The sequence below is a fragment of the Collimonas fungivorans genome, from assembly GCF_028292705.1.
In the GTDB taxonomy this organism is placed as follows: domain Bacteria; phylum Pseudomonadota; class Gammaproteobacteria; order Burkholderiales; family Burkholderiaceae_D; genus Collimonas; species Collimonas fungivorans_B.
Genome location: NZ_JAQGLV010000265.1, coordinates 1 through 24,094, shown reverse-complemented (window position 1 = coordinate 24,094; position 24,094 = coordinate 1). Strand labels below are relative to the sequence as shown.

Annotated in this window: 20 protein-coding genes; 9 read left to right on the top strand and 11 right to left on the bottom strand. The window is 62.4% G+C overall.

The features are described from left to right. Window positions 1–31 precede the first annotated feature (31 nt). Window positions 32–1,306 carry an MFS transporter gene (locus JWQ61_RS14975; RefSeq protein WP_304361231.1) on the top strand — a complete coding sequence of 425 codons (1,275 nt, stop codon included), beginning with the start codon at window positions 32–34 and terminating at the stop codon, window positions 1,304–1,306. A gap of 27 nt (window positions 1,307–1,333) precedes the next feature. Continuing rightward, the gene (locus tag JWQ61_RS14970; protein WP_304361230.1) at window positions 1,334–2,299 is read left to right on the top strand and encodes a D-glycerate dehydrogenase; all 966 of its coding nucleotides are present in this window, start codon (window positions 1,334–1,336) and stop codon (window positions 2,297–2,299) included. A 19-nt stretch (window positions 2,300–2,318) separates the two neighbouring features. Here the strand turns inward: JWQ61_RS14970 and JWQ61_RS14965 are convergent, their stop codons facing one another. From JWQ61_RS14965 to JWQ61_RS14930, 8 genes are all read right to left on the bottom strand, one after another. After that, window positions 2,319–2,642: a chaperone modulator CbpM gene (locus JWQ61_RS14965; RefSeq protein WP_304361229.1), complete on the bottom strand. Its 324-nt coding sequence runs from the start codon at window positions 2,640–2,642 to the stop codon at window positions 2,319–2,321. Window positions 2,643–2,653: 11 nt separating this feature from the next. Further along, on the bottom strand, window positions 2,654–3,574 hold the full coding sequence (locus tag JWQ61_RS14960; protein ID WP_304361228.1) for a DnaJ C-terminal domain-containing protein: 921 nt from the start codon (window positions 3,572–3,574) through the stop codon (window positions 2,654–2,656). Between the two features lie 2 nt (window positions 3,575–3,576). Then, the gene (locus JWQ61_RS14955) at window positions 3,577–4,128 is read right to left on the bottom strand and encodes an NADPH-dependent FMN reductase (RefSeq protein ID WP_304361227.1); all 552 of its coding nucleotides are present in this window, start codon (window positions 4,126–4,128) and stop codon (window positions 3,577–3,579) included. A 20-nt stretch (window positions 4,129–4,148) separates the two neighbouring features. Next, the gene (locus JWQ61_RS14950) at window positions 4,149–4,559 is read right to left on the bottom strand and encodes an OsmC family protein (protein WP_304361226.1); all 411 of its coding nucleotides are present in this window, start codon (window positions 4,557–4,559) and stop codon (window positions 4,149–4,151) included. A 63-nt stretch (window positions 4,560–4,622) separates the two neighbouring features. Continuing rightward, window positions 4,623–4,943 (bottom strand): Hpt domain-containing protein, encoded by a 321-nt coding sequence (locus tag JWQ61_RS14945; protein WP_304361225.1) that lies wholly within the window; start codon window positions 4,941–4,943, stop codon window positions 4,623–4,625. 290 nt (window positions 4,944–5,233) lie between these two features. Beyond that, window positions 5,234–6,379, bottom strand: coding sequence for a class I SAM-dependent methyltransferase (locus JWQ61_RS14940; protein ID WP_304361224.1), 1,146 nt, complete (start codon window positions 6,377–6,379; stop codon window positions 5,234–5,236). A 250-nt stretch (window positions 6,380–6,629) separates the two neighbouring features. Beyond that, on the bottom strand, window positions 6,630–8,411 hold the full coding sequence (locus JWQ61_RS14935) for a methyl-accepting chemotaxis protein (RefSeq protein WP_304361223.1): 1,782 nt from the start codon (window positions 8,409–8,411) through the stop codon (window positions 6,630–6,632). 29 nt (window positions 8,412–8,440) lie between these two features. Further along, complete coding sequence (locus JWQ61_RS14930) at window positions 8,441–10,096, bottom strand: methyl-accepting chemotaxis protein (RefSeq protein WP_304361222.1); 1,656 nt, start codon at window positions 10,094–10,096, stop codon at window positions 8,441–8,443. Between the two features lie 494 nt (window positions 10,097–10,590). Here JWQ61_RS14930 and JWQ61_RS14925 point away from each other — a divergent pair, with 494 nt between their 5' ends. The 7 genes from JWQ61_RS14925 (at window position 10,591) to JWQ61_RS14895 (ending at window position 19,156) form a co-directional block, all read left to right on the top strand. Continuing rightward, window positions 10,591–12,219, top strand: coding sequence for a methyl-accepting chemotaxis protein (locus JWQ61_RS14925; protein WP_120235643.1), 1,629 nt, complete (start codon window positions 10,591–10,593; stop codon window positions 12,217–12,219). Window positions 12,220–12,264: 45 nt separating this feature from the next. Then, the gene (locus JWQ61_RS14920; RefSeq protein ID WP_304361221.1) at window positions 12,265–12,723 is read left to right on the top strand and encodes a chemotaxis protein CheW; all 459 of its coding nucleotides are present in this window, start codon (window positions 12,265–12,267) and stop codon (window positions 12,721–12,723) included. Then, complete coding sequence (locus tag JWQ61_RS14915; protein WP_304361220.1) at window positions 12,723–13,970, top strand: protein-glutamate O-methyltransferase CheR; 1,248 nt, start codon at window positions 12,723–12,725, stop codon at window positions 13,968–13,970. Before JWQ61_RS14920 ends, JWQ61_RS14915 begins: the two co-directional genes overlap by 1 nt. 80 nt (window positions 13,971–14,050) lie before the next feature. Then, a complete protein-coding gene (locus JWQ61_RS14910; protein WP_304361219.1) occupies window positions 14,051–14,749 on the top strand; it encodes a chemotaxis protein CheW in 699 nt (232 codons plus the stop codon). Then, window positions 14,746–17,055, top strand: coding sequence for a hybrid sensor histidine kinase/response regulator (locus tag JWQ61_RS14905; protein WP_304361218.1), 2,310 nt, complete (start codon window positions 14,746–14,748; stop codon window positions 17,053–17,055). Before JWQ61_RS14910 ends, JWQ61_RS14905 begins: the two co-directional genes overlap by 4 nt. Next, a complete protein-coding gene (locus tag JWQ61_RS14900; protein WP_304361217.1) occupies window positions 17,052–18,116 on the top strand; it encodes a chemotaxis response regulator protein-glutamate methylesterase in 1,065 nt (354 codons plus the stop codon). Before JWQ61_RS14905 ends, JWQ61_RS14900 begins: the two co-directional genes overlap by 4 nt. Window positions 18,117–18,145: 29 nt before the next feature. Then, window positions 18,146–19,156, top strand: a complete 1,011-nt coding sequence (locus JWQ61_RS14895; RefSeq protein ID WP_304361216.1) for a diguanylate cyclase — start codon at window positions 18,146–18,148, stop codon at window positions 19,154–19,156. A gap of 30 nt (window positions 19,157–19,186) precedes the next feature. Here the strand turns inward: JWQ61_RS14895 and JWQ61_RS14890 are convergent, their stop codons facing one another. From JWQ61_RS14890 to JWQ61_RS14880, 3 genes are all read right to left on the bottom strand, one after another. After that, on the bottom strand, window positions 19,187–20,452 hold the full coding sequence (locus JWQ61_RS14890; RefSeq protein ID WP_304361215.1) for a PepSY domain-containing protein: 1,266 nt from the start codon (window positions 20,450–20,452) through the stop codon (window positions 19,187–19,189). Between the two features lie 8 nt (window positions 20,453–20,460). Beyond that, window positions 20,461–22,662, bottom strand: a complete 2,202-nt coding sequence (locus JWQ61_RS14885; RefSeq protein WP_304361214.1) for a TonB-dependent siderophore receptor — start codon at window positions 22,660–22,662, stop codon at window positions 20,461–20,463. 358 nt (window positions 22,663–23,020) lie between these two features. Next, window positions 23,021–23,950, bottom strand: coding sequence for a cation diffusion facilitator family transporter (locus JWQ61_RS14880; RefSeq protein ID WP_304361213.1), 930 nt, complete (start codon window positions 23,948–23,950; stop codon window positions 23,021–23,023). Window positions 23,951–24,094: the final 144 nt, after the last annotated feature.

The window sequence follows — 24,094 nt, the reverse complement described above, 5'->3', positions numbered from 1 at the left end:
GAAACGAATTTGGAAACCAAGGAGACACAACATGGAAACAAAAAAATTGGCAGTCCGGCGCTGGTGGTTCATCATGCCGATTGTTTTTATCACCTACAGCCTGGCTTATCTTGACCGCGCCAATTTCGGCTTTGCCAGCGCGGCCGGCATCAATCACGACTTGGGCATTACGCAAGGCACCTCGTCCCTGATCGGCGCCTTGTTTTTCCTCGGTTATTTCTTTTTCCAGATCCCCGGCGCCATCTACGCCGAACGGCGCAGCGTCAAGAAGATGATTTTCTGGAGCCTGGTGCTGTGGGGCAGCTGCGCCGCGCTGACCGGCATGATCAGCAATATCCCCATGCTGATGGTGATCCGTTTTTCGCTGGGCGTGGTGGAAGCCGCGGTGATGCCGGCCATGCTGATCTACATCAGCAACTGGTTTACCAAAACCGAACGCTCGCGCGCCAACACCTTCCTGATCCTGGGCAATCCGGTCACCGTACTGTGGATGTCGGTGCTGTCCGGTTACCTGGTCAACAGCTTCGGCTGGCGCCACATGATGATTGCGGAAGGTGTGCCAGCGATTGCCTGGGCCTGCATCTGGTGGTTCGTGGTGCAAGACAAGCCGGCGGAATCGACATGGCTGCGGCCGCAGGAAAAGGCCGACCTGAAGGCGGCGCTCGACCTGGAACAGGTCGGCATGAAGCCCATGCGTAATTATGCGGAGGCGTTCAAGTCGCCGGCCGTGATCAAGCTGTGCGCGCAGTATTTCTGCTGGAGCATAGGTGTATACGGTTTTGTGCTGTGGCTGCCTTCGATCCTGAAAAACGCGGCGAATATCAGCATGGTGGAAACCGGCTGGCTGTCGTCGCTGCCCTATCTTGCCGCCGTGGTCGCCATGCTGCTGACTTCCTGGGCGTCCGACAGGATGCAGAACCGCAAACTGTTTGTCTGGCCCGCACTCCTGATCGGGGCCCTGGCTTTCCTCGGCTCCTATTTGCTGGGCAGCAGCAATTTCTGGCTGTCCTATGCCCTGCTGGTGATCGCCGGCGCCGCCATGTATGCGCCTTACGGCCCGTTCTTTGCCATCGTGCCCGAGCTGCTGCCGAAGAATGTCGCCGGCGGCGCGATGGCCTTGATCAACAGCATGGGCGCACTCGGCTCGTTCCTGGGTTCGTATGTGGTCGGTTACCTGAATGGGGCAACCGGCAGCCCGTCGGCATCCTACCTGTTCATGGCCGGCGGCTTGCTGGCTGCGGTGGCGTTGACGATTTCAGTCAAGCCGGAAGCGCAAGCCCTGCCCTTGCCCGCGGCCCAGCGCTGAGCGCGCGTCCCTGTTGAAGGAAACCTTATGCAAACAAAAATCGTACTCTATAAAAAAGTCGCCGACGATGTGCTGGCGCTGCTGCAGCAGGAACACCAGGTGGTCCAGTTCGATGGCGTCGACGACAATAACCGGGCGGCCTTCATGGCGGAGCTGGAAGACGCGGTCGGCCTGATCGGCGCCAGCGTCAAGATCGACGCCGCGGTGCTCGACCATGCGCCCAGGCTCAAGGCGATCTCCACCATTTCGGTCGGCATCGACCAGTTCGACCCGGCCGACCTGAGCCGGCGCGGCATCGTGCTGCTCAACACGCCGGATGTGCTGACCGAAACCACCGCCGACACAGGCTTTGCGCTGATCCTGGCAAGCGCCAGGCGGGTTGTGGAAATGGCTGACTACGTCAGGCAAGGGCGCTGGACCAACAGCATCGGCGAAGACTGTTTCGGCACCGATGTGCAAGGCAAGACGCTGGGCATCGTCGGCATGGGGCGCATCGGCGGCGCCATAGCGCGCCGGGCGGCGCTGGGATTCGGCATGCAGGTCTTGTACAGCAACCGCAGTCCCAATCCGGCTGCGGAAAAGGCCTATGCAGCACGCTTCTGTCCGCTCGGCACCCTGTTGCAGAGCTCCGACTTCGTTTGCATCACGGTGCCGCTGACGCCGCAGACGCGCGGCATGATAGGCGCGGCGGAACTGGCGCTGATGCGCCCCAGCGCCATCCTGGTGAATATTTCACGCGGCAGCATCGTCGACGAAAGCGCGTTGATTTCCGCATTGGAAAATGGCCGCTTGCGCGGCGCCGGACTGGATGTCTTCGAGCATGAACCGGTGGCGGCGGATTCGCCTTTGCTGAAAATGGCGAATGTTGTCGCCTTGCCGCATATAGGCTCGGCTACCCATGAAACCAGGCACGGCATGGCGCTCTGCGCGGCGCAGAACCTGCTGGATGCCTTGAGCGGCAAGGCAACACCCAACGCGGCGAATCGCGCCTAGGAACGGTTTGCGCCGTGGTTCAGACAGGATGCGGCAAGCGGGCGTCGGCAGCGGCCAGACGTGCTTCCAGCGCCTGGATCCGTTGCAGCAGATTGAGCGCCACTGCCAGGCCTTGCGTATCGAGTTCAAAGTCGTCACGCAGACGGCGCGCGGTCCTGGCCACCACAATAGTCTGCGACCTGAATACATATGCTGCCGCCGGGCCGCGGTCCGGTTCGATGGCGCCCAGCGTCACCAACTCCGCCAGCTCAGCGTGGCTGAGTCCGGAATATTCCGCCAACTCTTCCAGCGTGCAGGCGTCCGCATCGTTCAGCCAGACGGCTTCTACTAACAGGCTAGTCATTGCCACTCTCCTCAATGCAAATGCTGACGCGGATCAAAAGCCGATTCCGCAGCGAGCTGCTCAAACAACTCACGCTCGCGCGCCGTGGGCGTCTTCGGCACCTCTATCCTGACCACCGCATACATATTGCCCTGCTCGCCGCCGGCGGACGGCAGCCCGCGCTTAGCCAGGCGGAACTGGCGGTTGGCGGCGGTGCCGGCAGGAACATTCAATTCCACCTTGCCGCCAAGAGTCGGCACCTGCACTACTGCGCCCAGCACGGCTTCCCACGGCGTCAGCGGCAGATCGAAATACAGGTCCTTGCCGGTAACCCGGTACAGTGGATGCGGGATCAGCTTCATCATCACATACAGGTCGCCATGCTTGCCGCCGTCGCTGCCCTGCCCGCCCTTGCCTGACAAGCGCAGGCGCTGGCCGTCTTCCGCGCCTTTCGGTATGCGTACCCGGAAGGTGCGCGGCACCCGGTGCAATTTGCCGTGCTCGTCGTATTCAGGCATGCTCAGCCGGACATCGGTTTCACCGCCGTCGTAAATCTGTTCCAGCGTGATGGGCGTGTTGACTTCGTAGTCCTCGCCCCTGCTCGGCCGCGGCCGGCCGCCCTGGCGCGATGCGGCAAAAGCAGCCAGGATGTCGGCCATGTCAACATCGCCAAAGGAAGTTCCGCCATCGCTGAAGCCCTGCTGCCAGGCCGGCGGCGGCTCAACGTTTTCACCGGGCTGGTGGCTGCCCAGCTGGTCGTAGGCGGCGCGCTTTTCCGTATCCTTCAGGGTTGAATAAGCTTCCGCGATTTCCTTGAATTTTTCTTCCCCGGCCGGATCCTTGGAAATATCCGGATGGTATTTGTGCGCCAGCTTGCGATAAGCCTGCTTGATTTCGGCGGCGCTGGCTGTGCGTTCGACGCCAAGGGCGCTGTAGTAGTCTTTGAATTTCATGTTCAGTTTTTCAAGAATTCGACAAAATTCCGGTTAAATTCCCTGAGCTGCTCGCGCACCTGCTCATCGACCAGCTCGCCGCTTTCGTTGAATACCTTGCCAGCGTGCGACACCATCAGGCGGCCGCCGAACCAGGGTTGCATGCCCAGCGTGCGCAATACCGGCAGCCAGGCGTTCTGCGACAGCACGGTGCCGAAACCGCCGGGCGAGGCGCCGATCACGGCCACCCGGCGGCCGCGGAAGATGCGAGCGCTATCGGCCGGCGGCCTGGACAGCCAGTCAAGCGCGTTCTTGAACACGCCCGGCATGGAATTATTGTATTCCGGCGTCACCAGCAGCAGCGCATCGGCCACCGCGATCTGTTCTTTCAGCAGCGCCACCGCCGGCGGGATGCCCTCGGCCTGTTCGAGATCGCCGTCATACAGGGGGATCCCTTTGATGGTGCCGATTTCCAGCTCCGAACCAGCCGGCATCAGCTCGGCTGCCGCACGCAGCAAGGCGGCGTTCAGCGAACCGCTGCGCAGGCTGCCGGCCACTCCAACGATCTTCGACATGCGTTTCTCCTCAGGACAGGTCAGGCGCGCGGCTCAAGCGGGGCCGGATTCAAGGTAGTCTGGATTTCCGTACCTTGCCTGATGGTCTTGGTGACCGGCGTCTTTTCACAAATCTCGCCCAGCCTGCCGATCTGCTCCGGACTGAGCTGTGCGCCAAAAGCGACCGTGCGATCGATCTTTTCGCGCCCTTGTTCGTCGCGCGAAAAGCGCAGCCGCACATCGATCAGGCCCAGCTCCCATTGTTTACGATCGGCGTACATGCGTAAAGTCAGGGAGGTGCAAGCGGCCAGTCCGGCCAGCAGCAGTTCATAGGGCGCCGGGCCGCTGTCGGTGCCGCCGTTGTCAAGCGGTTCGTCGGCCTGCAGCTGGTGCGACCTGGCCTGGATTTGCTGGACATATCCAGTAATGCTTTGTAAGTGTACAGACGCCATGAGTTCCCCATATCAAGTTGGAATTTGATATGGAGACTATAGCTGTTTTAGGAGGCGGGTATGTTAAAGCAGTTCAATCTGGTGGCGCAAGGCGGCGCAGGCCGCCTCCAGCTGCGCATGATCGACGGCCAGTCCGGTATTGAGCACGGCTTCAATGTGCAGCGTGGCGTCGACCATGGCCGCCATGCGGAAAATCATGGCCGCGCCTTTCAGCCTGTGCGTCATCTGCTGCACGGCGCAGTAGTCGCGGCTGGCCAGGGCTTGCTCGATGCTGGCCAGATCATGCCTGGCGCTGGCCAGGAACAGATCGTCCAGTCCGAGCTCGGAATCGTCCAAAGGCAATAGCGGATCTGGCGGCGGCTGGCTACCTTTGCTCTTGTTCATTTCATCCACTTCTAGTGTTTATCCCGGGATGCCGCGACGACTGCCTGCATGCACTGCAGGACAAGGCGCGCGGCCTGTATTCATCCTTTTATCGCCAGATGAACAGAGATAGCCTAGATTTGGAGCTTACTTGCAGCAATAGCAAACTTATATATTTCACAATCGTTAACATTGGGTAACAACAGTTCACCGGCCGCAGCCACAAAGAACCGACGAATTTACAACACATATTTTCCGTGCTGCAATGAAAAGCGGATATTTTTCACTCCGCCCGATTTAAACCACTCGATTCAAGCCGCCCCTAACCGCCACAGCGAAGTCAGCTCGGCGGCGCGCGCAGCGTGCAGCGGATCGGCCTCATCGCTGGCCTTGGGATGCTGCGGCCGGATATCGGTTTTTCCCAGCACTTTCAAGCCGGCCGCCTCGATCGCCGCCAGCAGCTCGGCGCGTGAACGCAAGCCCAGGTGCTCAGCCAGGTCGGACAGGATCAGCCAGCCCTCGCCGCCTGGTTCCAGATGTTGCGCCAGGCCGCCCAGGAAACCGCGCAGCATGCGGCTCTCGGGATCGTATACCGCGTGTTCGATCGGCGAGCTGGGGCGCGCCGGAATCCAGGGCGGATTGCAGATCACCAGCGGCGCCCGGCCCTCGGGAAACAGATCAGCCTGCAGCAGGGTGACCTGATCGTCCAGCTCCAGCCGCACCAGGTTCTCGCGCGCGCAACGCAGAGCGCGTGGATCCATATCGGTCGCCACGATGCGCTCTACGCCGCGTTTAACCAATAACGCCGCCAGCACGCCGGTGCCGGTGCCGATATCAAAAGCCAGCTTGGTGGACGGCAACGGCGCCGCCTCCACCAGTCCGATATATTCGCCGCGCACCGGCGAATACACGCCGTAGTGCGGATGGATGCGCGCGCCCAGCGCGGCGATCTCGACACCCTTCTTGCGCCACTCGTGGGCGCCGATGAGGCCCAGCAATTCGCGCAGCGAGGCCACGAACGGCTCGGCCGGCGCGCCATAGGCTTCGTTGCAGGCGAGCTGCACGTCGGGCGCGCGGCGCAGAGAGATGCTGTAGTCGGCCTCGAACGGCAGCAGCAGCATGCTCAGGGTGCGCGCCCGCTGCGACTGGGCCTGGCGGTGCAGGTTGAAGGCATCGGTTGGCGACACCGGCTGTTTGCGCGGCTTGCCGCGCTTGTCGGGTTTCGGTTCGGCGCGGCGCGCCAGCGCCTGCAGCAACTGCCGGGCGTTCTGGAAATCTCCGCGCCACAGCATGCCGGTGCCTTCGCAGGCCAGGCGGTAAGCGCTGTCGGCGGTCATCCGGTCATCCGCAATCACTACCCGCTTGGGCGCCGGATTGCCGTTTTCCGAACGCCAGCGCGCCGAGCGCGGCTGATCTTCCTCGATCCAATGGATCATCGGCTGTTCGCTCGCCGTCATAGGACGCCCGCGGGACGGTCGGCCGAAGGCAATTCGACAGTAGTGGAATTCAAACGCATGGATTGGTCTCGATCAGTGTAGGTAGGCAGGAAGCAGGTCATGATGTTTTGCAAGACATCGTCTGCACTGTCCGTTTGCCATCATGGCAGGCGGGCATCTTCGATAGTTCCAAGTATACCTCTTGACCGCGGCTGTGCGCCGTTTCTTTCATCCGGACAAATTCATGGCCGCCGGCGTCCTGCAGACCGCATTAAAACGTCTCCCAGTCATCCGCGTTGGACGCCGCCAGCTTGACCGCAGGGGCTTTCCATGATGTTTGCTGCGCCTTGCCGGATGCAAGCTTGCCAGCGCCAGTGCGGGTCTTGCCGGCGGCGACAGTCTTCAGGACCGGGGGTGAGGCACGTTTGACCGGCGCCGGCCAGGCGCTAGGCCGCGGCTCTGCACGCTTGGCAAGCGCCGGCGGCGCGCTGCCGCGCTGCTGCTCAGCCACGCGGAATACCGACACCGCATCCTGCAGGCGCAGCGCCTGGCCTTCCAGCGAACCGGCCGCAGCCGCCACCTGCTCCACCAGCGCGGCGTTCTGCTGCGTCACCTGGTCCATCTGCGTAACCGCCTGGTTGACTTGCTCGATGCCGCTGCTTTGCTCTTCCGACGCCACCGTGACTTCCGCCATGATGTCGGTCACGCGCTTGACTGCCTGCACGATTTCATCCATGGTCTGGCCGGCCCGGGCCACCAGTTCGGAGCCGCCATCGACCTTGTCGACCGAATCCCCGATCAGTTCCTTGATTTCCTTGGCCGCCTGGGCGCTGCGCTGGGCCAGGCTGCGCACCTCGGCCGCCACCACCGCAAAACCGCGCCCTTGCTCACCGGCCCGGGCTGCCTCCACTGCTGCGTTCAGCGCCAGGATATTGGTCTGGAACGCAATGCCGTCGATCACGCCGATGATGTCAGCGATGCGCCTGGAGCTTTCGGTAATGCCTTGCATGGTATGCACCACCTGCCCGACCACCTCGCCGCCCTTGGCGGCGATGCTGGAAGCGCTCTGCGCCAGCTGGCCGGCCTGCCTGGCGTTGTCGGCATTCTGCCGCACAGTGGCGGTCAGTTGCTCCATGCTGGCGGCGGTCTGCTGCAGCGAAGCCGCCTGCTGCTCGGTGCGCGCCGACAGGTCGCTGTTGCCGGCGGAGATTTCCTTGATCGAAGCGCCGATATTGTGAGTGCCCTCGCGAATCTCGGTAATGGCCGCCGCCAGCTGCTGCTGCATCTGCCGCATCGCATGCAGCAGGCTGGACTTGTCCTTGCCGTCGACCAGCACCGCCACGTCCAGCTCGCCGCCGGCGATCCTGGCGGCGATGGCGGCGGCATAACTGGGTTCTCCACCCAGGCTGCGCGTCACGCTGCGGATGATCAGCAGCATGGTGGCCGACACCGTCACGCCGATGACGAACATGATCAGTAGCTGCTTGAGCAGGTTGTCGTAAAACGCCGCCTGCACATCGTTGACGAACACGCCCGACACCAGGAACCAGTCCCACGGCGCGAAATAATTCACTTGGCTGATTTTCTCGGCGCGGGTGTCGGTAGTGCCCGGCAAGCGCCCCATGTAATGGACGATGCCCTGCTGTTGCTGTTTGCCCAGCTTGACCATTTCCACGTAATACAGCTTGCCGTCGGTATCCTTGCGCTCGCCGACGTTCTTGTTGACGATATCCTTGCTGGTCGGGTGCATCAGCACCACCGGCCGCGAATCGAAGACAAACACGTAGTTGTCCTGCGCATAGCGCATGCCGCTGATACGCTGCAAGGCCTGGCTTTGCGCATCCGCCAGGCTCAGCCGGCCGGCGGCGACGTCGTCGGCATAACCCTTGACGATGCCGGCCGCGGTTTCCACCACATTCTTCAGCCCGGCTTCGCGTTCCTTCATCATGGTGTCGCGCGTGTTCAGGGCGGACCAGCCGGCCAGCAGCAGCAACCCCAGCCACATGACCGCCAGCACCAGCCACAACTTTGCTTTCAGACTCAGATTTTTCATGCCTGCGTACTTTCCTTAAAAGATTAAATCTAGGCTACCCGCCGCGCCGCCGGCCTGTTTCCCAATTGCGCTTGCTGCGGCGTGATATCCAGCGGCCGCCTGGCGGCGCCGGCATGCAGTGCGGAACTGGCAGGTCCGCTGTCCGTCTTGAACACGCTCACCATCTGCGCCAGGCTGACCGCCTGCTCCTGCAGCGATGCGGCGGCAGCCGCGGCCTGCTCCACCAGCGCCGCATTTTGCTGGGTGACCTCGTCCATTTGCGTGATTGCGTGGTTGACCTGCTCGATGCCGGTGCTTTGTTCCTGGCTGGCGGTAGCGATCTCGCCGATGATGTCGGTCACCCGCTTGACACTCGTGACCACCTCGCCCATGGTGGCGCCGGCCTGCTCCACCAGCCTGCTGCCGCTGCCTACCTGGCTGACGGAATCGTCGATCAGCGCCTTGATTTCCTTGGCTGCCGCAGCCGAGCGCTGCGCCAGGCTGCGCACTTCCGCCGCAACCACGGCGAAACCGCGTCCTTGTTCGCCGGCACGCGCCGCTTCCACCGCGGCGTTGAGGGCCAGGATATTGGTCTGGAAGGCGATGCCGTCGATGACGCCGATGATGTCGACGATTTTTTTCGATGAGCTGCGGATATTGCCCATGGTGTCGACCACCTGCGACACCACCGCGCTGCTGTTGCTCGCCACTTGCGATGCGGTCACCGCCAGCTGGTTGGCCTGCCGTGCGTTATCGGCGTTCTGCTTGACGGTCGAGGTCAGCTGTTCCATCGCCGAGGCGGTTTCTTCCAGCGATCCGGCTTGCTGTTCGGTGCGGCTCGACAGGTCCAGGTTGCCGCTGGCGATCTGGCCGGAAGCGGTGGCGATGGTGTCGGCCGAACTCTTGATATTGATGATCGTATGCAGCAGCGATGCGCGCATGCATTTCATCGCATACACCAGGCTGCGCGTATCGCCGGGCCGGGTCGCGATGTCCAGGCTGAGGTCGCCGCCGGCGATGCGGTTGGCGATGTCGGCTGCATGGCCGGGATCGCCGCCGATCGCGGCCAGCATGCTGCGGTTCGAATAGATCACCAGTGCAACCAGAGCCAGCGCCACCGCCAGCAGGATGGCGCCGGCCTGGTACAGCGATTGCATGAAAGCCAGGTTGAGGTCGTCCACATAAATGCCGGTGGTGGCGATCCAGTCCCATGGCTGGTAGCCGAGCGCGAACGACATCTTCGGCACCGCCTCGGCGGAACCGACGCGCGGCCAGACATAGTCAATGAAACCGCCGCCGCTCTGGCTGCCGGCCTTGGAAATCAGGACGAACACCAGGTTGCCGTCGGGATCCTTGAAATCGCTCATCTTGCGCCCGTCCAGTTCCGGCTTGATCGGATGCATGACCATCACTTCATTCGAGGTCGATACCGAAAAATAGCCGTCCTTGCCGTAGCGCATGGCTTTCAACCGCGCCAGCGCCTGCTGCTGCGCCTCGCTCTTATCGAGAGCGCCGCTGGCGGCCATGGCGCCGTATTCCTTGATCACGTTCATGGCGACATTGGAGACATTGATCAGATCGCTTTTACGTTCGTCCAGCCGGATCTGCCGCGCCTGATAGGCATTGAAGACGGAGATTGAAAATAGTGCGACCAGGCTGACCAGCAGCGGCAGCCATAGTTTCTGCGTAAAAGACAATCTGTTCATGAATGGGTCTCCGTTTGCCTTGGCAATTATCGATAGCGCGCGGCGTCGCGGCGCCGGCACGGGAAGCAATTGCTGCTTCCTTTGCATTAACGGCAGCGTTGCTGCATAACTGAAGGGGGATGAAAAGAATAGTGCGCAGCTGCGCCGGGCACAGCGGCCGCGGCGGAATCTGCCGGGCGCCAGTTTGACAATCGGAATGGCCGCCGATGCCGGCACAAGGGAATATCGATTGTTACCCTTGAGATTTCACAATGATATACAAATCAGTATCCAAAAATCTGCAATAATCTGCGCCCGGCACTGGTCCGGCATCGCCAAAAATTCGCCCGTTTTCGATCTGGCTGGTTTATTGTATCCACTTAGAAACTCACCGGAACGGCGCAGTTGTCACGCAGTTGCCAATTAAGCAATTCAGGCCGTTCTCAAGCCGCAGACCAGGAGAACGCAGCGATCATCGCGCAGTAATCATCGATTAACGACAGGAGAGATAACACGTGAAGCAATGGACTATTCGGCAAAGAATGCTGGTCAGTTTTGGGCTTATCCTGGCGTTGATGGGATTCATGGCCGGCATCACCTATCTCAAGCTGGCGGCGATCGAACACGAAACCATCAGCTTCCAGACTGATTCCATGCCCGGCCTCGAATTGAGCACCGGCATACGCTCGACCTGGTTCCAGAGTTATCTGCTGGCGCTGCAGGTAGTGGCGCTGGACAATCCGGATGAACGCAAGCAGGACCTGGCCACCATGCGCGCCGACGCCGAAAAAATGGACAAGCTGGTCGCAGACTACGACAAGACCATTTTCGAAGGCGAGGACAGGACCAACTTCAACGCCTTCAAGGCTGCACGCACGCAATACGACCGGCTCATGGCGGAAGTATTGAAACTGGACGACTCGCAAAAGAATCCGCAAGCGCGCGCGCTGCTGATCCAGCAGCTGGAACCGGCCTGGCAACTAGGGCGCAACGCCGCCACCCAGCTGCGCGACTTCAACCAGCAGGCCGAAGTCCGTTCGGTGGACAAGATCGAATCCGCGGTGCTGGTCGCCAAGAGCACCTTGCTGGTAGCGCTGGTGATCGCCCTGGTGGCAGCCCTGATCTGCGGCTTCTTCCTGCTGCGCGCCATCACGCGGCCGATGGCTGACTTGATCGCGGCGCTGGAAGTGATCCGCTCGGGCGACCTGTCGCAGCGCCTGAACCTGAATCGCCATGACGAATTCCAGGCGCTGGAAGTGGGCCTTAACCGCATGTCGGACGAATTGACCGGGCTGGTCGGGCAAGCGCAGAAATCGGCGGTGCAGGTCACCACCTCGGTGGTCGAGATCGCCGCCACCGCCAAGCAGCAGCAAGCCACCGCCAACGAAACCGCCGCCACCACCACCGAGATCGGCGCCACTTCGCGCGAAATCTATTCCACTTCGCGCGAACTGGTCAACACCATGAACGAAGTCTCGTCCGGCGCGGAGGAAGCCGCGCGGCTGGTCGGCACCGGCCAGGCCGGCCTGACCCAGATGGAAGACACCATGCACCATGTGATGGATGCAGCCGGCTCGGTTAACGCCAAGCTGGCCATCCTCAACGAGAAAGCCAGCAATATCAACCAGGTAGTGACCACCATCACCAAGGTCGCCGGCCAGACCAACCTGCTGTCGCTGAACGCTGCCATCGAGGCTGAAAAAGCCGGCGAATACGGCCGCGGGTTTTCCGTGGTGGCGACCGAAATCCGCCGCCTGGCGGACCAGACCGCGGTGGCGACCTACGACATCGAGCAGATGGTGAAAGAGATCCAGTCGGCGGTATCGGCCGGCGTCATGGGCATGGACAAATTCTCGGAAGAAGTGCGGCGCGGCATCGCCGATGTGCAGAACGTCGGCACCCAGCTGTCGCAGATCATCCAGCAGGTGCAGGCTTTGACGCCACGCTTCCAGTCGGTCAACGAAGGAGTGCAGGCACAAGCGGTCGGCGCCGAACAGATCAGCCAGGCCCTGACGCAGCTGAGCGAAGCGGCCCAGCAAAGCGTGGAATCGCTGCGCCAGTCGAGCCAGGCGATCGATGAACTGACGCTGACCGCCAACGGCTTGCGCAACGGCGTATCGCGCTTCAAACTGAAATCCAGCTGAATATCCAACTGAAACCCAGCTAAGGCGGCCGCGGAGTTGCACACCATGCTTTTTTTATTGTTCCAAATCGGCCAGGACCACTACGCACTCGACACCCGCCAGGTGGCGGTGGTGCTGTCGCTGGCCAACCTGAAACAGATACCGGCAAGCGCGCCCTGGGTGGCCGGCGTGTTCACCTATCGCGGCCAGTCGGTGCCGGTGATCGATCTCAGCCAGCTGGCGCTGGGCCGCCCTGCCCAGCGCCGCCTCAGCACCCGCATGGTGCTGGTGCATTACCCGGCGCCGGGTCCGGATAGCCGCCTGCTGGGGCTGGTGCTGGAAAAATCCAGCGAAATCATGCGCCGCGAAGCTTCCGAGTTTCGCGACAGCGGCCTTGACCACAGCGACGCGCCCTACCTGGGACCGGTCACCGACGATGTGCGCGGGCTGATCCAGTCGGTCCAAGTGCAAGACCTGTTGCCGCCTGAAGTCCGGGCGCAGCTGTTTCCGGCAACGGAGCAATAATGCCGCTGGCAAAATTCGAAACCATGCTGAAACGTACGATGGGGCTGGATGTCCAGTCCATCGGACGGCCCATGCTGGAGCGCGCCTTGCATGAGAGACGCGACAAAAGCGGGGTCGAGGACCTTGACGCCTACTGGCTGCTGCTGCAGATGTCGGAGCAGGAACAGCTGCACCTGATCGAATCGGTGATCGTGCCCGAGACCTGGTTCTTCCGCAATCGCGAAGCGTTCAATGAAATGGCGCAGCTGCAGCCGCAACGGCCGATCAGCGCCGGCCAGCCCTTGCGCATCCTGAGCCTGCCCTGCTCCACCGGCGAAGAACCGTACTCGATTGCGATGGCCTTGCTGGACATCGGCATGCCGCCGCAGCATTTCCATATCGACGCCATCGACATCAGCGCGCAGTCGCTCGCCATCGCGCACCAGGCGGTATACGGCAAGAACTCGTTCCGCGGCAATTCGCTGGCGTTCCGCGACCACTATTTCGCCCTTAACGAACAAGGCTACGCGCTATCGGAGACAGTGCGCCAGCAGGTGCGCTTCATCCAGAGCAACCTGTTTGCGCCCACCCTGCTGTATGGCGAAGCGCCCTACGACATCGTCTTTTGCCGCAACCTGCTGATCTATTTCGACCGCGCCACCCAGCACCAGGCCGTCACTATCCTGACCCAGCGGCTGGCGCCCGAGGGACTGCTGTTTGTCGGCCCGGCGGAAAGCGCCCTGATGATGCAGCATGCGCTGACGCCGATCAAGGCGCCGATGGCCTTCGCCTTCCGCCAGGGCGCGCCCAAGCAGGAGCCAGTCAAGTTCGCATCGACGCCAATCGCAGTCTTTGCACCACAGCCGCCGGCGCCGTTGCGGCCGGCGCCAAGAGCGGCCGCCGCGCGCACTGCACCGTCAAGGAGCCGGCCGGCGGCAGATCTGCCTGCGCTGCCGCAAACCACCCTGGCGACGGTGCAGCTGCTGGCCGACCAGGGCAAGCTGAGCGAAGCCGCCAGCCTGTGCGAACAGCTGATCCAGCGTCACGGCCCGTCGGCCGCGGCATACTACCTGATGGGCGTGATCCATGACGCCGGCGACCGCAAGCAAGCCGCGGCGGACTGCTATCGCAAGGCCTTGTACCTGGAGCCGGCCCATGCCGGCGCCATGACCCACCTGGCGGCCCTGCTGCAAACCCAGGGCGACACCGCCGGCGCCAGGCTGCTGCAGCAGCGGGCGCGGCGTTCTGCGGAAAACAATCCGTCCTGACATGCGCTTGACCCTGATATCTTCCCTCAATGGCGTTGCCGCTTCGGGCTGGCCGAAGTTAGTCGTATGATGTGCCAATCATGACTACATCACTTGATTATCAAACCGACACCACCATGGCGCTGATCGACGATTGCTGGAACCGCATCGGCGTGCGCGGCGATTCGTCCTGCGAACGCCTGGCGCTGCACATCGATTGCCGCAACTGCCCGGTCCATGCGCGCGCCGCGGCCGAGCTGCTGGACCGCCTGCAGCTGGACGGCGGCAGCGACGGCTGGCTTGAACTGGCCGAAGAGCCGCAGCAAGACGGCGCCGACCTCCACTCCCTGCTGCTGTTCCGCATCGGCGAAGAATGGCTGGCGCTGCCGACCGCGCTGCTGGAAGAAATCACCGAACTGCGCACGGTGCACCGCTTGCCGCACCGGCAAAACGCGGTTGTGCTCGGCATCACCAACATCCGCGGGGCGCTGGTGACTTGCGTGTCGCTGGCGGCGATGCTCGGCATCGGTGATAGCAGCAGCGACAGCAAGGCCACTGCGCGCCAGGAACTGCTGCGGCGTATGTTGATCGTCAGGCACAACGGCCAGACCACCGCGTTCACCGCAGATGAAGTGCACGGCACCTTGCGTGTCGCCGCCTCTGCCCGGCAGCCGGTGCCCACCACCCTGACCCGCGCCGCCGGCCACTTCACCGATGCCGTGATCCAGTGGAACGGACATAGCGTCGGCCTGCTGGACCAGGAACTGCTGTTTCACACGCTGGATCGGAGCCTGGCATGAACGCCGACGAATTGCGCGACGCCTCCATGCTTGACCTGTTCCGCCTGGAGGTAGAAACCCAGGCGCAAGTGATGAGCAGCGGCCTGCTGGCGATTGAACGCGCGCCACAACATGAGCCACTGCAGCAACAGCTGGAAGCCTGCATGCGCGCCGCCCATTCGATCAAGGGCGCGGCACGGATTGTCGGCGTCCAGGCCGGGGTCGACGTCACCCATGTCATGGAAGACTGTTTTGTCTCGGCGCAGCAGGGAAAAGTACAGCTTGGACCGCGCCGCATCGACCAGCTGCTGCACGGCGTCGACCTGCTGCAGCGGATCGCCGCCAGCGCAGAGGACCTGGAACTGTGGCAGGCCGGCAGCGGCCGCAAGGAAATCGAAACTTTCCTGCGCGGCCTGGAAGCCAGTTTGCAGCAAGCCGATGACCATGCCCGCGAATCGGAATCGGAACCGGCAATTGCGGCGGAGGCAGAAATGGATGACGCCGTGCCGGCAGCCGATGAAGCGATGTCAGGCCAGAACCAGGGCAAAAACCAGGACAAGATCAAGAACCAGGACCAGGGCGACCGCATGCTGCGCGTCACCGCCGCGCACTTGAACCAGCTGGTCAGCCTGTCCGGCGAATCGCTGGTGGAATCGCGCTGGCTGCCCGCCTTCAACGAATCCCTGCTGCGCCTGAAACGGCTGCAGCAGAACACCGCGCAATCGCTGGAAGTCCTGCATGATTCGCTGCGCGAAGGCAATCTCGCAGGCGCCCACCTCAAGGCCTTGCAGGATGTCCGGCAAAATATCGACGCCAGCCAGAAGATGCTGGCCGAGCGCCTGACTGAGCTGGAGCTGTTCGAACGGCGCAACAGCAGCCGCGCGCAGCGCCTGTACGACCAGGCGCTGGCCAGCCGCATGCGGCCATTCGCCGACCGCGTGGTCGGCTACGACCGCATGGTGCGCGACCTCGGACGCACGCTGGGCAAGCAGGTCAAGCTGGAGATCAACGGCCAGACCACCCAGGTTGACCGCGACATCCTGGAACAGCTGGACGCGCCGCTGGTGCACCTGCTGCGCAATGCGCTGGACCACGGCATCGAAACGCCGCAGCAGCGGCGCACCGCCGGCAAGGATGAAGAAGGCCTGGTCACGCTGACCGCGCGCCACCATGCCGGCCTGCTGCAGATCACCATCAGCGACGACGGCAACGGCGTCGACCTGGAACAATTGCGCGCCGCCGTGGTGCGGCGCGGACTGGTGGACCACGCCACCGCGGGCCGCCTGAGCGATGCCGAGCTGCTGCATTTCCTGCTGCTGCCCGGCTTCAGCATGCGCGACACGGTGACCGAAATTTCCGGGCGCGGGGTCGGCCTGGATGTGGTCCACAACATGCTCAAGCGCATGCGCGGCAGCATCCAGATTTTCAGCGAAGCCGGCCACGGCATGCGTTTCCAGCTGCAATTGCCGCTGACGCTGTCGCTGGTGCGCAGCCTGCTGGTCAGCATAGGCGGCGAGCCCTACGCCTTTCCGCTGGCTTACGTCAACCGCACCATGATATTGGACCGGAGCCAGATCGAATCGCTGGAAGGCCGCCAGCATTTTGCCTTTGAAGAACGCCAGATCGGCCTGGTCGCCGCCAGCCAGATCCTGCAGAGCGGCGATGCAACTGCAAGCGACGACCGCATCGCCCTGGTGGTGATCGGCGACCAGACCCAGACCTATGGCCTGCAGGTCGACCGCTTGCTGGGTGAACACATGCTGGTGGTGCAGCCGCTGGATGCGCGCCTTGGCAAGATCAAGGATGTGGCGGCCGCGGCGCTGATGGAAGACGGCTCCCCGGTGCTGATACTGGACGTGGCCGACATGCTCAATTCGGTCGAGAAGCTGATTGCCCAGGGCCAGCTCAGCAAAATCCAAGGCAACAGCAGCCAGCAGCAGGTGCAGACCAGCAAGCGGGTGCTGGTGGTCGACGATTCGCTCACCGTGCGCGAACTGGAACGCAAGCTGCTGAGCAACCGCGGTTATACGGTGCGCGTCGCGGTGGACGGCATGGACGGCTGGAACGCCCTGCGCAGCGAACCGTTCGACCTGGTGGTGACCGATATCGACATGCCGCGCATGGATGGCATCGAACTGGTCACCTTGATCAAGAAAAACCTGCAGCTGAAAGCCATCCCGGTCATGATCGTGTCTTACAAGGACCGCCAGGAAGACCGCCAGCGCGGGCTCGAAGCCGGCGCCGATTATTACCTGGCCAAAGCCAGCTTCCATGACGAGACCCTGCTGCAGGCGGTGGAAGACCTGATCGGCGAGGCCCATTCATGAAGATCGGCATCGTCAACGATGCGCCGATTGCGGTGGAAGCGCTGCGCCGCACGCTGGTCCAGCGCCAGGACCACGAAATCATCTGGATTGCCGAGGACGGCCAGCGCGCCATCGAACTGTGTGCATGGCAGGTGCCGGACCTGATCCTGATGGACCTGATGATGCCGGTGCTCGACGGCGTCGCCGCCACCCGCCACATCATGGCGCATACGCCCTGCGCGATCCTGATCGTCACCGGCGACGTCGGCGCCAATGTCTCGGCGGTTTATGATGCAATGGCCTACGGCGCGCTGGATGCGATCGATACCCCTAGCACCCTGAGCGGCTACCAGCGCAACGACGCCAACACCATGCTGGCCAAGATCGACTCTATCGAAAAAATGCTCAACCAGCGCCAGTCGCTGCCGGAACAGGGCGCGCCGGCGGCAGCTGCGGCGGCCACCACCACGACTACCGCGGCCGGCGCCAAAAGAACATCCCTGCCGGCCCCCGATTCAAAATACCTGGTCGCCATCGGCGCTTCCGCCGGCGGCCCGGCGGCGCTGGCCACCCTGCTGTCGCAGCTGCCGGCCGATTTCCCGGCGGCCCTGGTGGTGGTGCAGCACGTGGATGCGCAGTTCGCCTCCGGCATGGCCGAGTGGCTCAGCGGCCAGTCGAAGCTGCCGGTGCGGCTGGCGCAGGCCGGCGACAGCCCGGCGCCGGGCCAGGTCCTGCTGGCCGGGACCGACGACCATCTGCGCCTGACCAGGCCGTTCCAGCTCGGTTATACCGAACAACCCAGCGGCTATCCCTACCGGCCGTCGATCGACGTTTTTTTCCAGAGCGTGGTCGAATTGTGGGCTGGGAAAGCGGTCGGCATCCTGCTGACCGGCATGGGACGCGACGGCGCCCTAGGGTTGAAAGCCATGCGCGACAAAGGTTATTACACGATCGCCCAGGACCGTGAATCGAGCGCCGTATACGGCATGCCGAAAGCGGCCGCCCTGCTCGATGCGGCCGACGCCATCCTGCCAGTGAACCAGATAGCAGCAAAGCTGGTCAGCATCATATGCAAACGATAGCTACAATCAGTAAAGATACGGAGTAAGTCATGCCTAAAGAACTCAATCTCGATATCGATCAGCCGCCGGACGACTATCCGGTCATGGTGCTGCTGGTCGACGACCAGGCCATGGTGGGCGAAGCCGTCAGGCGCGCGCTGGCGAACCAGATCAACATCGATTTCCACTACTGCGCCCATCCCGACGAGGCGATCGAAGCTGCCCAGAAAACCCGGCCCACGGTCATCCTGCAAGACCTGGTGATGCCCGGCATCGACGGCCTGACGCTGGTGCGCCAGTACCGCGCCAACCCGGCCACCCGCAACGTGCCTATCATCGTGCTGTCGACCCGCGAAGATCCGGCGGTCAAGAGCGCGGCGTTTACCGCCGGCGCCAACGACTACCTGGTCAAGCTGCCCGACACCATAGAACTGGTAGCGCGCATCCGCTACCATTCGCGCTCTTACGTCAACCTGCTGCAGCGCGACGAAGCCTATCGCGCGCTGCGCCAGAGCCAGCAGCAGCTGCTGGAAACCAACCTGGAGCTGCAGCGCCTGACCAATTCGGATGGCCTCACCGGGCTCGCCAACCGCCGTTATTTCGACGAATATTTCAGCGCCGAATGGAAACGCGCCGAACGCGAGCAAAGCTCGCTGTCGCTGTTGATGATCGATGTCGATGATTTCAAACTGTATAACGACACTTACGGCCACCTGGCCGGCGACACAGCACTCAAGCAGGTGGCGGAAAGCATCGGCCACTTTGCAAGGCGTCCGACCGATCTCGCGGCGCGCATCGGCGGTGAGGAGTTTGTACTGGTGCTGCCGTCCATGTCGCGCGAGCACATGGAAACCCAGGCCGACAAGCTGCAGGCAGCGGTGCACGCGCTGGGCATCGCCCATGCCTCCTCCAGCAATGACGCCAGGGTCACGGTCAGCGTCGGCGGCGCCAGCATGGTGCCGCAGCGCGGCAGCTCGCAGGAAAAACTGGTGGAAGCGGCCGACCAGGCGCTGTATCGCGCCAAGCGCGGCGGCAAGAACCGGGTCGAGATCGCTCAGTAAGACAAGCTTGCGGCGCGTTCCGGCCGCAGCTTATTCGGCGACGGCCGTCCGTCGTCTGTCTGCCTTCGGCAAAGCCAGTTTCGCCGCATGCCGCGCCGCCAGCATGCGTGCGCGGCGCTTGCGCGCCCAGATGATGACGCCGGTCGCGCTCAGCAAGGCCACTACTGCTCCCATCAGGGAAATCAGGATACGTCCGGTGAGGCCGAGGATACGTCCCGAATGCAAGGGAAACTGCGCCTGCATGAAAATGTCGCCGGCGCTGCCGCTGCCGGGAATCTTGGCGCCGGCTGCATGGCCATCGGCGGCATCGTAATACAGCCAGCTGTTGCCCAGGCCGACATCGCCGTGGTCGTTGCCGGCTTCGAAAAATCCGACGCCGTACAAACCGAAGGCAGAAGAATAGAACACCCCGCCGACCGGCACGCTCCAGCCGCGCCGCTGTCCGTCCTCGCGCGCCAGTTGCGCCACCCGTTCGCGGCTGAACGCCGGTTCTGTCTTGGCGGCCAATGCCGGTGCGACTGGCTTGCGGCTGTCGAACGGATCCGGCGTCAGCGTCGAGAAAGTTTGCACGATGGGACGCATCACCGGGTTATACAGGTTCATCGACACCGAGGTCACCGCCAGCACCAGCAGCAATATCCAGAGCCAGACGCCGCCGGAGCGATGCAGGTCGAAATTCAGCTTATGGCCGCCCTGGCGCCAGCGGAATGCAAACGACTTGCGCCAGCTGCGCCAGTTGGGGAACGACAGCCACAAGGCGATGAAACAGTCGAGGACCCAGACGATGCCGATGAGGCCCATCAGCCAGATCCCCAGCTCGATGCCGCCGACCTCGGGCAGATGCATGGTGTAGTGCAGCTTGTACAGGAACGGCAGCAGGTTCTCGCGGCTGAGCGAGATGGCGCCCCACATGCGCTTGCCCTGTATCTCGGCGCTGACCGGGTCGACCGCGACCTGGTTGAAGCCGAGGTCGTAGGGTTTCCCGCTGGCCGGATCGATGCGCCCTTCCACCATCATGGTGCTGGTATGCCCGGGTTCGCTTTCCGTCATCACGTAGGTGACGCGCAGGCGCGGGTCCTGCGCTTCCACCCGGTTCGCCAGCTCTAAGCCTGGCAAGGCCTTGCCGGACAACTGCTGGTCGGCGCTGTGAGCATGGAACAGCTGCGGGTTAAGCCAGGCGTCGAGTTCATGATCCCAGGAAATGACGGCGCCGGTAGCGCCGGCGATGAACAGGAACACTGCAGCCGCCAGGCCGAACCAACGGTGCAGGATTACCATGAAAGGACGTGTCGTCATGATTGGCTTCAGTATTTCCAGTTAATCGCGACGCTGCCGTTGATCGGCTCGCCATAATAACCCTGGCTCGCATACAGGCTGGAGATGTACTTTTTGTTGGTGACGTTGTTGAGGTTGGCGGTGACGCTGACCTGCTTGCTGATGTCGTAGCGCGCCATCAGGTTGAGCAAGGCGTAACCTTGCTGCACCGTGGTGACGTTCTGGGTCGCGGTCAGCGCATCGGTGCGGCTGGTATTGCCTTGCCAGTTGACGCTGGCGCCTACTTTCAGCTGTTCCAGCTGCGGCAGCCGGTAGGTGGTGGCCAACCGTACGGTCTTTTTCGGGACGTAGTTCTTGGCCGAATTGCCGTCCTGGTCCTTGATGGTCATCACGGTGTAGCCGAGGCTGCCCTGCAAACCCTTCGCCAGTTCGCCGGACAATTCCAGCTCCAGGCCTTCCGAATGGGCGTCGATGGCACGGTAATACGACCTGGCGCCGATATAACCGGCCTGTTCCGCCGTGTTGTTTTGCTCCACCCTGAACAGCGCCGCCGATGCATTCAGCTTGCGATTGAAAAACTCGCTCTTCAAGCCCAGCTCGTAGCTCTTGCCTTCGACCGGCTTGAGCGTGGCGCCGCTGATGTCGGTCTGGTACTGCGGATTGAAAATCTCGGTATAGCTGGCGTAAGCCGATACGTTACGGTTCAGGTCGTACACCAGGCCGGCGTACGGCGTGGTGGAGCTGGCGCTGGTCTGGTGGCTGACGCCGTAGGCGATGCCGGTGGTGCTGGCGTCGGTATAGTTGGCGCCAAGCAGCAGCTTGAGGTTGTCGGCCAGGTTAAAGCGGGTGGCGCCATACACGGTCTTGCGCTTGTCGGTATAGGAGCTGCCGTCGATCGAAGCGTCGAAGCTCGGTTGCGGGTAACTGCCGTCGAATGCGCCCGAAGCTGTCAGCGGGGTACCGATCCCTTGCCCGTAATGGGAAATGTCGTCCAGCGTCGAACGCGACCAGCTGGCGCCGAAAGTCAGGTCGTGCTCGCGTCCGCCCAATGCATATTTGCCGCTGACATAGCTGTCGACCACAGTCTGCCGGTTGTCCGAATTGTATAGCGACGGATAACTGAACAGGCCGGCGCCGGTAGTCCGGTCCGGCGTGCCGTAAACATAGAACAGCTTGCCGTCGGTGCTCAGCTTGTTGTGGCTGAGGGTGGTCTTCCATTGCCAGTCGTTGCCGAAGCGATAGTTCAGTTCGGCGAAGGCGCGCTGCTCCTCCGAATTCCAGGACGACCAGCTGGCTGAGGTGCTGGTGCCGACGCCGTAGCTGGTCGGCGTGCCGTCGGTGTAATACAGCGGCAAGGCGCCCCAGATTGCGCCCTTGCCGTCGTTTTTCTGGTAGCTGTAACCCAAAGTCAGCAGGGTATCGTTGCTCAGGTTGGCTTCAATCACGCCGTAGAACACGTCCTTGCTCGGCTGGTAGCGGTCCAGGTAGGAGTTGCCGTCTTCATGGGCCACCACCACGCGCGCCGCCACGGTCTTGTCGCTGTTGAGCGCGCCCGAGACATCGGCATCGATGCGGCGCGTATTCCAGGAACCGTAGCTGACGCCGGCGGCGGCCTGGAAATCGTAGGTCGGACGCTTGCGCACGAAGTTCACGGTAGCCGAAGGGTTGCCGGTGGAAGAAGTCAGGCCGTTGGCGCCGCGCACCACTTCGACGCGGTCATACAAAGCGGTATCCAGGTCGCCGTTCTGCAGGCCGAAGGTGAGCGGGATGCCGACGCCGTCGAACTGGAAATTGGTGATGTCGAAACCGCGCGCCGTGTAGTAAGTGCGGTTGGTTTCCACTTTTTCGACGGAAACGCCGGTGGTGCCGGCCAATACCCGGTCGACGTTGTCGAGCTTGAAATCATCCATCTTGGCGCGGGTGATCACCGACACCGACTGCGGCGTTTCGCGCAACGACATGTCCATCTTGGTGGCGGCATTGCTCTTGCGCACGGTGTAGCTGCCGGTCTTCTCGGTCGGCGCTTGGTCGCTGCCCGCCGTGACCACCACTTCCGGCAGCGCGGCATCGTTGCCTGCGGCCGCCAGTTGCTGCGCCAGAACCAACTGCGGCGCCATGGCCGACAGCGCCAGCGTTACCGCCAGGCTCATGATGCGCAGCGATGGCCGGGCTGGCGAAGTGCGTGAAAGAATACCTGCCGACGGCGTTGTCGCGGCGCTATAAGTTGTCATTTGCTACCCCTGAGTCGATTGTTTGTTTTTTGTTTTAATGTGCTGCGGTTTTGATGGGGAACGGCAGTGCTGGAAACACAGGAAACCCTCTTCGCCGAAACCGGCGCCTTGCCGCGGCTGGCGCAGGATGGAAAGCATGGGTCCGGGAGAATGGTGTTTAAAGCAGAGAAATTCCTCAAAAGAAGAATGATAATGCGAACGATTGCTATTATCAATCAAATATTTGGGGATTTACATAAGGAAATAACTGCGGGGAAAGCCGGTATGGATGGCCAACCGGCCGTCCACACTGGCCGTCCACAAATGAAAACGGATGCACGCAAGGCATGCATCCGCGAGGTTTTACATCGACGCTGCCTCAGGCATGCACGTGTGCCTCCTCGGGCGCGCTGTAGTTGCAGCCGTCCTCGGTATGGGCGCAGGGACTGAGCTCGAACTGCAGCGTGGTGTGATACACCGCAAACTGCGACGCCAGGACTTCCTTCAGCACCGGCAGCAGTTGTTCCGCCGGATAAGCCGGGTCGTAGACCACATGCGCGGTCAGGCTGGCCTTGCCGCTGGTGACCGCCCACAGGTGGAAATCATGCACGCTCACCACCCCGGGCACCGCGCGCAGCGCGCCCTGCACCTGTTCGATGTCCATCCCTTCCGGCACTCCTTCCAGCAGGATATTGACGCTCTCCTTGAGCAAGATCCAGGTACGCGGCAAGACCCAGAAACCGATCAGTACCGCAATCAGCGAATCGACCCATTCCCAGCCGGTATAGCGGATCACCAGCGCGCCGATAATCACGCCGAGCGAACCCAGCATGTCGCTCCAGACTTCCAGGTAGGCTCCCTTGACGTTGAGGCTGGCGTCCTTGCCGCCGCTCAGCAGGCGCATGCTGACCAGGTTGACGAGCAGGCCGAAGACGGCGATCACCAGCATGCCGGTCGACTGGATTTCAGCCGGACTGCGGAAACGCTGGTAAGCCTCGTACAGGATGTACATCGCCACCAGGAACAGCAAGACGGCGTTGAACGCCGCCGCCAGGATCTCGAAACGGTGATAGCCAAAGGTGCGCTTGGCGTCCGGCGCCTTCCTGGCGATGCGGATCGCCGCCAGCGCAATCGCCAGCGCCATGGTGTCGGTCAGCATGTGCGCTGCATCCGAGATCAGCGCCAGGCTGCCGGTGATCAGGCCGCCGATCACTTCGACCACCAGGAAGGTGGAAGTCAGTCCTAAAGCGATCCAGATGTATTTTTCGTTCTGGCTGGTGGGTAAGGCGTGAGAATGGCCTGCGCTCATGATTGTCCTTGGTTTGCGTAGAGGTAATGTAGCGCCTTATTGCGGCACTCCGCAATTGCCGCAGAATTTCGCACCTGCGACCCTGGCGATACCGCAACCGCTGCAACCCGGCGCTTGCAGGGAATTGCCGCATTGCTGGCAAAA

Bases quoted from the DNA above. Each gene is read 5' to 3' on its own strand.
- JWQ61_RS14975 (WP_304361231.1), top strand. From the start codon at position 32: ATGGAAACAAAAAAATTGGCAGTCCGGCGCTGGTGGTTCATCATGCCG.
- JWQ61_RS14970 (WP_304361230.1), top strand. From the start codon at position 1,334: ATGCAAACAAAAATCGTACTCTATAAAAAAGTCGCCGACGATGTGCTG.
- JWQ61_RS14965 (WP_304361229.1), bottom strand. From the start codon at position 2,642: ATGACTAGCCTGTTAGTAGAAGCCGTCTGGCTGAACGATGCGGACGCC.
- JWQ61_RS14960 (WP_304361228.1), bottom strand. From the start codon at position 3,574: ATGAAATTCAAAGACTACTACAGCGCCCTTGGCGTCGAACGCACAGCC.
- JWQ61_RS14955 (WP_304361227.1), bottom strand. From the start codon at position 4,128: ATGTCGAAGATCGTTGGAGTGGCCGGCAGCCTGCGCAGCGGTTCGCTG.
- JWQ61_RS14950 (WP_304361226.1), bottom strand. From the start codon at position 4,559: ATGGCGTCTGTACACTTACAAAGCATTACTGGATATGTCCAGCAAATC.
- JWQ61_RS14945 (WP_304361225.1), bottom strand. From the start codon at position 4,943: ATGAACAAGAGCAAAGGTAGCCAGCCGCCGCCAGATCCGCTATTGCCT.
- JWQ61_RS14940 (WP_304361224.1), bottom strand. From the start codon at position 6,379: ATGACGGCGAGCGAACAGCCGATGATCCATTGGATCGAGGAAGATCAG.
- JWQ61_RS14935 (WP_304361223.1), bottom strand. From the start codon at position 8,411: ATGAAAAATCTGAGTCTGAAAGCAAAGTTGTGGCTGGTGCTGGCGGTC.
- JWQ61_RS14930 (WP_304361222.1), bottom strand. From the start codon at position 10,096: ATGAACAGATTGTCTTTTACGCAGAAACTATGGCTGCCGCTGCTGGTC.
- JWQ61_RS14920 (WP_304361221.1), top strand. From the start codon at position 12,265: ATGCTTTTTTTATTGTTCCAAATCGGCCAGGACCACTACGCACTCGAC.
- JWQ61_RS14915 (WP_304361220.1), top strand. From the start codon at position 12,723: ATGCCGCTGGCAAAATTCGAAACCATGCTGAAACGTACGATGGGGCTG.
- JWQ61_RS14910 (WP_304361219.1), top strand. From the start codon at position 14,051: ATGACTACATCACTTGATTATCAAACCGACACCACCATGGCGCTGATC.
- JWQ61_RS14905 (WP_304361218.1), top strand. From the start codon at position 14,746: ATGAACGCCGACGAATTGCGCGACGCCTCCATGCTTGACCTGTTCCGC.
- JWQ61_RS14900 (WP_304361217.1), top strand. From the start codon at position 17,052: ATGAAGATCGGCATCGTCAACGATGCGCCGATTGCGGTGGAAGCGCTG.
- JWQ61_RS14895 (WP_304361216.1), top strand. From the start codon at position 18,146: ATGCCTAAAGAACTCAATCTCGATATCGATCAGCCGCCGGACGACTAT.
- JWQ61_RS14890 (WP_304361215.1), bottom strand. From the start codon at position 20,452: ATGACGACACGTCCTTTCATGGTAATCCTGCACCGTTGGTTCGGCCTG.
- JWQ61_RS14885 (WP_304361214.1), bottom strand. From the start codon at position 22,662: ATGACAACTTATAGCGCCGCGACAACGCCGTCGGCAGGTATTCTTTCA.
- JWQ61_RS14880 (WP_304361213.1), bottom strand. From the start codon at position 23,950: ATGAGCGCAGGCCATTCTCACGCCTTACCCACCAGCCAGAACGAAAAA.